Below are 12,443 nucleotides of genomic sequence, written 5' to 3'. Positions count from 1 at the left end.
GAAAGCGCTTACCGAACGGCGCTCACCTAAGGTACGCCAGTCCGGGGTGGACCTCGGTGTAGCCCTCGACCAGCCTGCGGGCCACAGTGACGGAGTCGACGAGCGGGTGCAGCGCGAATGCCTTCACCGCGGTCGCGCGGGAGCCGGAGTCGGCGGCGGCCAGCACCTCGCGCTCGACCGCCTTGACCGCGCAGACCAGCCCGGTGGCGTGGCCGGGCAGCGGATCGACGGTGACGGGGTGGGCGCCGTTGGCGTCGACGAGGCACGGGACCTCGATGACGGCGTCCGTGTCCAGGACCGACAGGGTGCGCTGGTTGCGGACATTGAGGATCAGGGTCGTGCGCTCGTCCCGGGCGATCGCCCGCATCAGCGCGAGGGCCACCTTCTCGTAGCCGCCGGACAGGTCGTCCTCGTCGCGTTCGCCGGCGCCGGCGGTCTCGCGGTTCTCGGCCATGTAGGTGGCCTCGCGCTCGGCTCGGGTCTGGTCCCAGACCTTCCACGCCGGGGCGTCCGGGTTCCTCATCTCGGCGTAGAAGCGAGCCTGCTGGTCGTGCAGGAAGGCGCCGCGGGTCTTCTCGGCCTGCTGGTAGGCGCGCACGGCTTCCCGGTTGAAGTAGTAGTAGTGCAGGTACTCGTTGGGGATCGCGCCCAGGGACCGGAGCCAGTCGACGCCGAAGAGCTTGCCCTCCTCGAAGGAGCCCAGCAGGTCCGGGTCGGCGAGCAGACGCGGGAGCTCGTCGCGGCCGGCGACGCGCAGGCCGCGCACCCAGCCCAGGTGGTTGAGGCCGACGTAGTCGATCCACGCCTCGCCCGGGTTCTTCACGCCGAGCACGCGCGCGATGCGGCGGCCGAGGCCGACCGGAGAGTCGCAGATGCCGATGACGCGGTCGCCGAGGTGGCGGGACATGGCCTCGGTGACCAGGCCGGCCGGGTTGGTGAAATTGATGACCCAGGCGTCCGGCGCCAGGCGGGCGACCCGCCGGGCGATGTCGACGGCGACCGGGACGGTGCGCAGGCCGTAGGCGATGCCGCCCGCGCCGACCGTCTCCTGGCCGAGGACACCCTCGGCCAGGGCCACCCGCTCGTCGTTCGCGCGGCCCTCCAGGCCGCCGACGCGGATCGCGGAGAACACGAAGTCGGCGCCGCGCAGGGCCTCGTCCAGATCGGTGGTGGCGGTCACCTCGGGCGCGTCGGGGACGCCGGCCGCCTGCTCGGCGAGGACACGCGTCACCGCGGACAGTCTCGCGGCATCCGGATCGTGCAGGACGACGTGCGTCACCCGGCCCTCGGCGTGGTCCTGGAGGAGCGCCCCGTACACCAGCGGCACGCGGAATCCTCCGCCGCCCAGAATGGTCAGCTTCACGTCTGCACCCTTCCCGTCACGACGACCTCGACGCCTGCCTCCTGCAAAGAGGCCCGCGTCGCCGGATCGACCGGCTCGTTCGTCACCACCACGTCCAGGTCCCCGGGACCGCAGACCTGCGCCATCCCGTGCCCCGGGAACTTCGCCGCGTCGGCGAGTAGCACGACTTTCTCGCCTGCCTTGATCATGGCGCGCTTGACCGGCACCTCCACGACCGTCGTGTCCATGACCTGGCCGCCGGGCCGCACACCGCTGGTGCCGAGGAAGAGCCAGTCGGCGTGCAACTGGCGCAGGTTGTCCTCGGTGAGGAAGCCGACCAGGGAGCGGTACTCGCGGCGGACCATGCCGCCGAGCAGGACCAGCTCGATGCCCTCGTCGTCGGCGAGCTCCTCGTAGACCACCAGGTTGCTGGTGATCACGGTGAGCCGGCGGCCGTGCAGCTGCCGGGCCAGGCGGTAGGCCGTCGTCCCGATGTCCAGCAGCACCGACTGGCCGTCCTTGATCATGGCCGCCGCACGTTCGGCTATGGCGTCCTTCTCGGCCACGCGCACCTCGGCGACCTCGGCGAAGGGCTGGTCGCCCTCCTCGACCACGGCGCCGCCGTGGACGCGCGTCAGCAGCCCGTCTTCTTCCAGTTTGACCAGGTCACGCCTGATTGTGGCGGGACTCACGCCCAGTTGCTCCGAGAGGTCGGTCACGGACGCGGGCCCGCCGGAGCGCAGGGCCCGCAGGATGAGTTGGTGTCGTCGTTCTGCCAGCACGCCGCGCACACTACTCGTCATCTTCAATCATTTCTATGCTCGCTTCTGCTCAGGTATTGACCAAACTCCCGGAGCGGCGCACGATTCCGTGCACCGAGATGAGCGATTCTGACCGAGAGGACGCTTCCGTGGACGACGACCGGCCCGATGTGCTGCTGACCGGGCTGCTCTTCTACGACCTCGTCCTCACGGGACTGGGGAAGCCGCCGACGCCGGGCGAGGAGATCTGGACGGCGGGCATGGGCTGCGGCCCGGGCGGCATCGCCAACCTGGCGGTGGCCGCGGGCCGCTTCGGCCTGCGCACCTCGCTGGCCACGGTGTTCGGCGACGACTTCTACGGCGAGCACTGCCGGGACGTCCTCTGCGACCAGGAGGACATCGACCTCTCGCTCTCCCGTACGGCGGACGGCTGGCCGACACCGGTCACCGTCTCCGTCGCGTACGGCCACGACCGGGCCCTGATCACCCACGGCCAGGAGCCGCCGTACTCCCAGGACGTGCTGATGGGCGACCCGCCCGAGGCACGCACCGCTCTCGTCCACATCGAGGCCCAGCCGCGCGAGTGGCTCGCCAAGGCCGCGGCGAACGGCACACAGATCTACGCCGACGTCGGCTGGGACCCCGCCCAGGAGTGGTCCACGGATCTGCTGGACCAGCTCGCCCTGTGCCACGCCTTCCTCCCCAACGAGACCGAGGCGATGGCCTACACCCGCACCGACACCGCGGTCGCGGCGCTCGGCACGCTCTCCGAGCTGGTGCCGGTGGCCGTCGTGACGCGGGGCGGGGACGGCGCGATCGCCGTCGACCAGATCACCGGCGAGTACGCGGAGGTTCCCGCCCTCGACATCAATGTCGTGGACGCGACAGGTGCCGGGGACGTCTTCGGCGCGAGCTTCGTCGCGGCCTCGCTCGGCGGCTGGCCGCTGGAGCAGCGGCTGCGGTTCGCGGTGCTCGCCTCCGGGCTGTCGGTCCAGCACCACGGTGGTGCCCTCGCGGCCCCGGGCTGGTACGGAGTCGACCGCTGGTGGAGCTCGCTGACCGACCCGGAACTGCGACGCGCGTACGGCTTCCTGGCCGACCGCATCCCGGCTGACGTCGGCCCGCCCGTGCGTCACGCCCCCGTCACCCCGCCGGCCCCTCACACGCCGGTCGGCCCGCGCGCCTGAGAGCGGCGGTACTGACCCTCACGCCCCTTGGCACGTCGAACAGGAACAACAGGAGTGACCCGTGGACCTTTCTCGTAGAGGCTTCCTCCAGGCCGCCGCGCTCACCGCGGCCGCCTCCGGTCTGACCGTCGCATGCGGCAACGGCTCAGGTTCGGCCGGCGGCAAGAACGGCAAGAACCTCACCTTGTGGTACTGGGGAGGTGCGCTCAGCGACAAGGTGGTCGCCGAGGCCAAGACGCACTTCAGCGGCCAGGTCAAGCTGACCGCCGCCTCCATCGGCGGCGACTTCAAGCAGAAGCTCACCACCACCCTCGCGGCGGGCACCTCCGTGCCCGACATCACCGGCATCAAGGGCGAGGACATGGCGTCCTTCCTGCCCAACGGGAACCGCTTCCTCGACCTGAACGACCTGGGCTTCAAGGAGCTCTCGTCCAAGTACCTGGACTGGAAGACCAAACTCGCCCAGACCGAGGACGGCAAGCAGATCGGCTTCCCGATCGACATCGGTCCCACCGCGCTCTTCTACCGCGCGGACCTGTTCGACAAGGCCGGGCTGCCCACCGACCCCGAGAAGGTCGCCGCCGAGGCCGGGACCTGGGAGGACTACTTCGCGCTGGGTACCGAGCTGCGGAAGAAGCTGCCCGGCACCTACCTGGTCAACAACATCAGCTCGGTGTTCAACATCGCGGTCGGCCAGGGCACCGAGCGGTTCATCGACAAGAACAACCGCTTCATCGGCGACCAGGACCACATCCGCACCGCGTGGAACACGGCGGTCCGCCCGTACTCCCTGGGCATCGACGCCAAGATCAACGACAACACCTGGAACGCCGCCATCGGCAAGAGCCTGACCACCGAACTCGGCGCGGCCTGGCACGCGCTGGACATCGAGCAGGCCGCCCCGGACACCAAGGGCAAGTGGCGGGTCTGCGCGACGCCCGGCGGACCGGCCAACCAGGGCGGCTCCTACCTGGCCCTGCCCAAGCAGTGCCGGAACCCCGAAGAGGCATTCAAGATCATCAGCTGGATCCTCAGCCCGGAGAACGACGCCCGCGGCTTCGCCGACGCCGCGATCTTCCCCGCCGCGCCGGCGGCGTACTCCATGCCGGCCATGACGGGCGGCGACCCCTTCTTCGGCGGGCAGAAGGTCATCGAGGTCTTCGGCCCGGCCGCCAAGGCCATCCCGGCCAGCTACGAGGCACCCGCCGACGCCGCCGTCATGGCCCCCTACTTCACCGAACTGACCAACATCGAGGCCAAGGGCAAGAAGCCCGACGACGCCTGGAAGGACGCGGTCGCCCAGGCCAAGCAGATCGCCAGGCGACAGGGGGTGAAGTGAGGTGACGTCACCTCCGGTCACCGGTCCCGCCTCGGTGCCACGGCACCGGGGCGGGCCGGGCCCGGCCCGCTTCCGCCCGCGGCGCACGCCGCCCGCGGGCACCGTGCGGCCGACACGTCGCGGGGTGCTGTCCCACTGGCGGCAGTACCTGGCGATCTCGCCCTTCTTCGTGATCTTCGGCGTCTTCTCGTTCTTCCCGGTCTTCTACTCGCTGTACCTCGCCTTCCAGCGCTGGGACGGCATGGGCACCATGCAGTTCGTGGGTCTGGACCAGTTCCGGTTCCTGTGGGACGACCCGGTCTTCTGGATGTCGATCCGCAACACCTTGGTGATCTGGGCGCTGTCCACCGTCCCCACGCTGTTCGGCGCCCTGGTGCTGGCGACGCTGCTGCATTCGGTGCGCCGTTTCAAGGGCTTCTACCGCATCGCCCTCTACATACCGAACGTCACCTCGATCGTCGCCGTGTCGATCTTCTTCGGCGCGGTCTTCAGCAACAACTTCGGCCTGGTCAACGCGATCCTGGGCACCGTCGGCATCTCACCCGTCCCGTGGCTGAGCAACCCGTGGCTGATCAAACTGGTCATCGCGCTGCTGATGACCTGGATGTGGACCGGCTACAACATGATCATCTACCTCGCGGGTCTGCAGGCCATCCCCACGCAGATCTACGAGGCCGCCAGGCTGGACGGCGCCGGACCCGTCCGCACGTTCTTCCAGATCACCATGCCGATCATGCGGCCCATCATCCTGTTCACCGTCATCATCTCGACCATCAACGGCCTGCAGAGCTTCAGCGAACCCCAGGTCCTGTTCGGCAGCAACGCCGCCAACCCGAACCTCGGCGGCCCGGGCCAGGCGGGCCTGACCACGCTGCTGTACTTCTACCAGTCGGCTTTCGTCAACAACGACTACGGCTACGGCGCGGCCATCGTGTGGGCCTTCTTCGTACTGATCATGGTGCTGGTCGCCGTCAACTGGCGCCTCGTCCAGCGCGGGAGGAAGTCATGACCGCAGCGGTCACGAGGCGGTCCCGGCGCCCCAAGGGCCTGACCGCGCACATCGTTCTCGTCCTGGCCGTCGTGATCTCGGTCTTCCCGTTCGTGTGGACGATCGTCATGGCGACGAACACCACCCAGGACATCTACAAGAGCCCGCCGAAGCTGACCTTCGGCTCCCAGCTGCTGGAGAACATCCGGCACGTGCTCGACACCATCGACTTCTTCGGGTCGATGCTGAACACGCTCGTCGTCGCGACCGTCACCACCGTCCTGGTCCTGTTCGTCGACTCCCTGGCGGCCTTCGCCTTCGCCAAGTTCGACTTCCCCGGACGCAAGGTGCTGTTCGCCATGCTGGTGGGGTTCATGATGCTGCCGCTCCAGCTGGCCATCCTCCCGCAGTTCATCCTCATGTCCGACCTCGGCTGGGTCGGCACGCTCAAGGCGCTGGTCCCGCCCGCCCTCGCCAACGCCTTCGGCATCTTCTGGCTGCGCCAGTACATCGAGAACGGCGTGCCGGACGAACTCCTCGACGCCGCGCGCATCGACGGCGCGGGCTTCTTCCGCCAGTACTGGAACATCGTGCTGCCGATGATCAAACCCGCGCTGTCGTTCCTCGCCATCTACGCCTTCGTCGGTGCCTGGAACGACTACATCTGGCCGCTCGTCGTGCTCACCGATCCGGGCCACCTCACCCTTCAGGTGGCGCTCGCCCAGCTCCATGTCGGCCACACCACCGACTACAGCATGGTCATGGCCGGCGTGCTCATGGCGTCCGTCCCGCTGGTGGTGGTCTTCACCCTCTTCGCCCGCGGGTTCATCGCGGGCGCCACCGAGGGAGCGGTGCAGGGCAGCTGACGCGCCCCCAAGGGGCCCGGGTCTGTGTCGATATGCGGTTCCGCCGCGTGGGCGCGACCAGCCACAGCGGACGCGCCGCCGACAACGGGCAGGCGGTCCCGAGCTCCTGGTCGATCCGGCCGGTGCAGCACGCACGAGCGACGAGGGAGGCAAACAGTGACGGACATCGACGCCGACGGCAGCACACGCGCCAAGGTGCTCGTCGTCGGCATGGACGGGCTCCGCCACGACCGGCTGATCCGGTCCCCCGCCACCGCACCCGTACTGCACGGCCTGATGGCCACCGGCGCCCACGGCACCAGCGTGCTGCCCTACGGCCGGGCCGAGGGCGGACCGTCGACCGGCACGGCCTACACCGACTCCGGGCCCGGCTGGTCGAGCGTGCTGACCGGGGTGTGGCCCGACCGTCACGGGGTGACCGGCAACGACTTCACCGGCGCCGACTACACCCGCTACCCCGACTTCCTGAGCCGCGCCGGCACCGCCCGGCCCGGTCTGCGCACGGCGGCCGTGGTGTCCTGGCCGGAGCTGGTCCGCCGCGGCGTCCTCGGTCCCACCATCGGCCGGCGTGTGGCCCACGACGGCGAATCCGACGGCTACGCGACCGCGGACGGCCTCGTCGCCGACACCGCCGCACGCTGGCTCACCGAGGACGACCCGGACGTCGTGTTCGTGTACTTCGGCGCCACCGACGAGGCCGGTCACGCCACCGGCCCCCTCTCCACCGCCTACGACCGGGCCCTTCTCACCCAGGACGCCCACCTCGGGCGGCTGCTGGAGGCGATCGACGCGCGGCGCGCCCACGAGCACTGGACCGTACTCGTCACCACGGACCATGGTCACCTCGACACCGGCGGCCACGGCGGCGACACGCGTGCCGAGCAGGAGGTCTTCGTCGTCCTCGCCGAGCCCGGCCCGCCCGCGGGCACCCGGCTCGACACGCCCCGCCTCATCGACATCGCCCCCACCGTCCTGGACCGTCTCGGCATCCCCGTCGACCCCGCCTGGGGCCTGCCGGGCCGTGTGCTGCCCCGGCCCACCGCACCTACTCCGGAATGGTCATGACCGACGCACTCCCCGACCCCCTGATCGCCCTGCGCCCCTGGCAGGCGCCCGAGGTGACCTCCTGGGGGCGCCTGCCCATGAACGCCGTGGACCGGCGGCCCGGGGCCGTTTCCCTGGACGGCGACTGGCGTTTCCAGCTGCTGCCCGCCCCGGACGCCCCGCTCGGGGAGGTCTGGTCGTCGTCGTACGTGCCCGGCGTGTGGACCATGCAGGGCACGGACGACCTCCCGCGGTACCTCAACGTCCGCATGCCGTTCGCCGAGTTCCCGCCGGACGTGCCCGCCGCCAACCCGACGGGCGTGTACGAGCACGCGGTGGACGTGCCGGCCGAGTGGGCCGGGCGGCGGATCGTGCTCCAGGTCGGGGCGGCGGAGAGCGTGCTGCTGGTGCACGTGGACGGGCGGCCGGTCGGAATCTCCAAGGACTCCCACCTGGCCGCCGAGTTCGATCTGACCGAGGTGGTGCGTCCCGGGGAGCGGGCCGTCCTGCGCCTGACCGTCGTGAAGTGGTCGGACGCCTCGCACATCGAGGACCAGGACCAGTGGTGGCACGGCGGGATCACCCGCTCGGTGCTGCTGTACGCGCGGGACCCGCTGCATCTCGCGGACGTGACCGTGCGGGCCCGGCGGGACGGTGACCTGCGCGTGGACTGCCTCGTGCGGGACTCGGACGGGGCCCTGCCCGAGGGCTGGTACGTCAGCGGGGAGCTGGACGGGCATCTGCTCACCCAGGACGCGGAGTTCGACCGGGGAAACGCCGAGGACGAGCGCGTCTCCGGCTTCCTCGGCGAGGCCCTGCTGCGGGCCGCCGTACCGGACGTGCGCACCTGGACCGCCGAGACGCCCGAGCTGTACGGCCTGACCGTCCGGCTGCACCACGCCGACGGCACGGTCGCCGACGCCTCGCGCCACCGGATCGGCTTCCGTGACGTCGAGATCACCGGCCGGGACCTGCTGGTCAACGGCGAGCGCGTGTTCATCCGGGGCGTCAACCGGCACGACTTCCATCCGCTGACGGGGCGGACCGTGTCGTACGACGACATGCGCGCGGACCTCGTCCTGCTGAAGCGGTTCGGCTTCAACGCGATCCGCACCGCGCACTACCCGAACGACCCGGCCCTGTACGACCTGGCCGACGAGCTCGGCTTCTACGTCGTCGACGAGGCCGACATCGAGTCCCACGACCACGCGCACGAGATCGCCGACGACCCGCGCTACCTGGGCGCCTTCGTCGACCGGGTCGCGCGGATGGTGCTGCGGGACAAGAACCACCCGTCCGTCATCATCTGGTCGCTGGGCAACGAGTCCGACTACGGCGCGAACCACGACGCGGCGGCGGGCTGGGTACGCCGGCACGACCCGACCCGGCCGGTGCAGTACGAGGGCGCGGCCAAGCGCGGCTGGGCCGATCCGGACCTGGCCTCCGACATCGCCTGCCCGATGTACGCGCCGCTTCAGGAGTGCATCGCGCACGCCATGTCCGGGACGCAGACCAAGCCGCTCATCCAGTGCGAGTACTCGCACGCCATGGGCAACAGCAACGGCACGCTCGCGGACCACTGGGAGGCCATCGAGGCCACCCCGGGTCTTCAGGGCGGGTTCATCTGGGAGTTCTGGGACCACGGCATCCTCCAGCGTGTGAACGACGGCAGACCGGCCGGGCGTGGGGGCGCCGGGCTCTACCACGACGGTGTCGCCGCGGCCGGCCATCGCTGGGCGTACGGCGGCGGCTTCGGGGAGACCGACCACGACGGCGCCTTCATCGCCGACGGTGTCGTCTTCCCCGACCGCACGCCCAAGCCCGTGCTGTTCGAGCACCGGGAGATCGCCGCGCCGGTGCGGATCGAGTGCTTCCGGCACGAGGGCGTCGTCCTGGGCAATCACCAGCACTTCCGGGGCCTGGGCTGGCTGTCCGGCGAGTGGGAGCTGTCCCTCGCCGACGGCGGCACGCTGACCGCCACCGCCGAGCTGCCCGATTTGCGGCCGGGTGAGACGGCCGCCGTACCGCTGCCGTTCGAGCTGCCGGAGGACGGCGGCGAGGCGTGGCTGACACTGCGGGTCACGACGGCCGGGGACGAGCCGTGGGCGCCGCGCGGCACGGTGGTGTGCCTGCCGCAGGTACAGCTGCGGCAGGCACACCCGGTGCAACACGCCCCCGTCACGCACCGCCCCGTGGAGGTCGACGATGACGGGCTGCTGGTCCATCCGCTGCTGACGGCCGGACCCACCCTGTCGCTGTGGCGGGCGCCCACCGACAACGACGAACTGGGCGGCATGGCGGCCCGCTGGCGGGACTGGGGGCTCGACGCGCTCACCCGCAAGGTCGTCGCCGTACGGCGTGACCCGGGACGGGTGGCGGTGGTCTGCGACTACCTCTGCCCGGGCGGGACCGTCCGCCACGAGCAGGTGTTCACGGCCGTGGAGGGCGGGCTGCTCGTGGAGGAGTGCGCCGAGCTGCCCGAGGCGCTGGACGACGTGGCCCGGGTCGGGTCGGTCTTCGAGACGGCCTCCGGGCTGAACCTGCTGGAGTGGTTCGGGCAGGGACCCCTGGGAGTCGTATCCGGACCGGGGCGCGGGCGCGCCCGTCGGCCACCACTCCCTGCCGGTGGACGAGCTGTTCACCCCGTATCTGCGGCCCCAGGAGAGCGGCGGGCGCCACGGCGTACGGCGGTTCACACTGTCCGCCCCGGACGCGACCGGGCTCGCGGTGCGGCTGGACCGGCCCCTCCAGGTCTCCGTGACCCGCCATCGCGCGACCGACCTCGCCTCGGCCTCGCATCACGACGAACTGGTGCCGCGGGCCGGGTGCGTGGTGCACATCGACGCGGCGCACCGCGGGCTGGGCACGGCGTCGTGCGGGCCCGACACGTTCGCCTCCTACCTCGTCGCGGCCGGTGTCCATCGCTGGAGCTGGACCCTGCGCGTTCTCTGAGTTCTCCCCCTCTCTGTTCTGTCACCTTCGTCGATTCACCGAGACTTCCTCCTGCCACCTTGTTGGAGCACCCGTGTGCATTTCGCATGACCACGACCTGGACGAGGGCCCCCAGGCCGGTGCCGGACGACGCGGTTTCCTGCGCGCCGCCGCGCTGCTCGGCGCGGCCGCCACGGCGGTGGCCGCGCTGCCGGCCGTCACCGCAGAGGCGGCACCGGCGCGTTGGCGCCCCGACCCGCGCAGCCGCCGCTTCACCCTCGCCGTGATGCCGGACACGCAGTACCTGTTCGACGGGCCGAGCATCGACAAGGCGCCGGTCGAGGCGTCACTGCGGTATCTGCTGGAGCACGGCAGGGAGGAGAACATCGTCTTCCTGTCCCACCTCGGGGACCTCACGCAGAACGGCGCCAAGGAGGAGTTCGCGGCCATCGGCGAGGCGTTCTCGCTGCTGGACCGGCGGGGCGTCGGCTACAGCGTCCTGGCCGGCAACCACGACGTGAAGTCGCCGACGACCGACCAGCGCGGCGCCACACCGTACCTGGAGGCCTTCGGGCCGCAGCGGTTCAAGGGGAAGCCGACGTTCGGCGGTGCCTCACCGGACGGCTACAACACCTTCCACCTGTTCACCGCGGGCGGCCGGGAGTGGATGGTGCTGGCACTGGACTGGCGGCTGTCGCCGCAGGGTTACGCGTGGGCGAAAGAGGTCATGGCGCGGCATCCGAAGACGCCGGTGATCCTCACGACGCACGAACTGGTCGTCGAGGACGACGCGTTGTCGGCCTACGGGCAGCAGCTCTGGGACCAGCTGATCGAGGACCACGACCAGATCTTCCTCACCCTCAACGGGCACTACTGGCCCGCGGCCCGCGCGACGCGGAAGAACGCGGCCGGGCACGATGTCCACCTGCATCTGACGAACTACCAGAACCGCTACTTCGGCGGCGCGGCGATGATCCGCCTCTACCGGTTCGACCTGGACCGGAACGTCATCGACGTGGAGACGGTCTCCCCGTGGATCCTCGGCCGGGCCGCGAAGGGCCTGAACGAGCTGGAGCGGCAGGAGATGGAGCTGAGCGGCGACGCCGACCGTTTCTCCGTCGAGATCGACTTCGAGGAGCGCTTCTCGGGCTTCGCGCCCGTGCCCGCGCGACCGGTACGGCCTGTGCCGCAGATGCTGGTCCCGGGCACGGTGGCGTACTGGCGCTTCGAGAGGCCCGTGGCCGGAACGGTCCGGGACCTGTCCGGGCGCGGCAACGACCTCTCCCTCGCCACGGTGGGCGGCGGCGAGCTGGGCTGGTCGGCGGACCACCACCCCGACCAGCCCGGCCACGGCAGCCTGGAGTTCCAGGGCTTCAAGTCCCCGCTGAAGGGCGCGTATCTGCGCACGGTCGACGGCGCCCCGCTCAACGCGATGACGTTCGAGGCCGGTTACACCATCGAGGCCTTCTACCGCCTGCCCGCCGACTGGGACCCGGACCACCACGCCTGGTCGGGCCTGGTCGGCCGCACGGGCACGGGCGGCGCCGCCGGCAAGACCGCCGACGACCCCGACGAGCCGCTCGCCACGCTGTCCCTGTCCAACGACCGGGAGCCACAGTGGGCGATGCGCCCGCTCAACCAGCAGGGCATCGCCACCAACTGGGGTCAGGAGACGCCGCTGGAGACCTGGTGGCATCTGGCGGTCGTCAACGACGGTGAGAGCACGACGATGTACGTCGAGGGCTGCCCCGTCGTCCGCAATCCCAGGGCCGCCGCGATCGGCATCACCTCCGTCGGCCTGCCGTGGCTGCTCGGCGGCTACGAGTACGGCGGAAAGATCGACCAGATCTTCCACGGCCGGCTCGGCGACGTCCGGATCGTCGAACGGGCGCTGCCGGTCACCTCCTTTATGAACCACTGAGTTTTCGAGGCGCGTCGGTCGACCCGCACGGGCCCGTTCCGCACCCGCCCGGGAACGGTGACCC

Annotated in this window: 8 protein-coding genes and 1 pseudogene; 7 read left to right on the top strand and 2 right to left on the bottom strand. The window is 70.7% G+C overall.

Annotation, left to right across the window (positions count from 1 at the left end; all coding sequences use genetic code 11):
• Positions 1–22: 22 nt before the first annotated feature.
• Both V8690_RS36805 and V8690_RS36800 read right to left on the bottom strand, forming a co-directional pair.
• Entirely contained in the window at positions 23–1,363 is a 1,341-nt protein-coding gene (locus tag V8690_RS36805) for a 6-phospho-beta-glucosidase (RefSeq protein ID WP_338784378.1), read from the bottom strand.
• Complete coding sequence (locus V8690_RS36800) at positions 1,360–2,124, bottom strand: DeoR/GlpR family DNA-binding transcription regulator (RefSeq protein ID WP_338784377.1); 765 nt, start codon at positions 2,122–2,124, stop codon at positions 1,360–1,362. The genes V8690_RS36805 and V8690_RS36800 overlap by 4 nt, the downstream gene beginning before the upstream one ends.
• A 128-nt stretch (positions 2,125–2,252) precedes the next feature.
• Here V8690_RS36800 and V8690_RS36795 point away from each other — a divergent pair, with 128 nt between their 5' ends.
• The 7 genes and pseudogenes from V8690_RS36795 (at position 2,253) to V8690_RS36765 (ending at position 12,379) form a co-directional block, all read left to right on the top strand.
• A complete protein-coding gene (locus V8690_RS36795) occupies positions 2,253–3,290 on the top strand; it encodes a carbohydrate kinase family protein (RefSeq protein WP_338785586.1) in 1,038 nt (345 codons plus the stop codon).
• A 61-nt stretch (positions 3,291–3,351) separates the two neighbouring features.
• Positions 3,352–4,629, top strand: a complete 1,278-nt coding sequence (locus V8690_RS36790; RefSeq protein ID WP_338784376.1) for an extracellular solute-binding protein — start codon at positions 3,352–3,354, stop codon at positions 4,627–4,629.
• Positions 4,630–4,753: 124 nt separating this feature from the next.
• Positions 4,754–5,638: a sugar ABC transporter permease gene (locus tag V8690_RS36785; RefSeq protein WP_338785585.1), complete on the top strand. Its 885-nt coding sequence runs from the start codon at positions 4,754–4,756 to the stop codon at positions 5,636–5,638.
• Positions 5,635–6,483 (top strand): carbohydrate ABC transporter permease, encoded by an 849-nt coding sequence (locus V8690_RS36780; RefSeq protein ID WP_338784375.1) that lies wholly within the window; start codon positions 5,635–5,637, stop codon positions 6,481–6,483. The genes V8690_RS36785 and V8690_RS36780 overlap by 4 nt, the downstream gene beginning before the upstream one ends.
• A gap of 210 nt (positions 6,484–6,693) precedes the next feature.
• The gene (locus V8690_RS36775) at positions 6,694–7,548 is read left to right on the top strand and encodes an alkaline phosphatase family protein (RefSeq protein ID WP_338785584.1); all 855 of its coding nucleotides are present in this window, start codon (positions 6,694–6,696) and stop codon (positions 7,546–7,548) included.
• Positions 7,545–10,479 (top strand): annotated as a pseudogene (locus tag V8690_RS36770) (glycoside hydrolase family 2 TIM barrel-domain containing protein). The gene V8690_RS36775 and the pseudogene V8690_RS36770 overlap by 4 nt, the downstream one beginning before the upstream one ends.
• Before the next feature lie 73 nt (positions 10,480–10,552).
• Positions 10,553–12,379, top strand: a complete 1,827-nt coding sequence (locus V8690_RS36765; RefSeq protein ID WP_338784374.1) for a LamG-like jellyroll fold domain-containing protein — start codon at positions 10,553–10,555, stop codon at positions 12,377–12,379.
• Positions 12,380–12,443: the final 64 nt, after the last annotated feature.

The sequence above is a fragment of the Streptomyces sp. DG1A-41 genome (genome assembly GCF_037055355.1).
Lineage (GTDB): Bacteria > Actinomycetota > Actinomycetes > Streptomycetales > Streptomycetaceae > Streptomyces.
This window is presented reverse-complemented; position numbering and strand designations above follow the sequence as displayed.

What these genes read in the sequence shown, in the direction of transcription:
- V8690_RS36780 (WP_338784375.1), top strand. Translation starts at nt 5,635, where the DNA reads ATGACCGCAGCGGTCACGAGGCGGTCCCGGCGCCCCAAGGGCCTGACC.
- V8690_RS36775 (WP_338785584.1), top strand. Translation starts at nt 6,694, where the DNA reads ATGGACGGGCTCCGCCACGACCGGCTGATCCGGTCCCCCGCCACCGCA.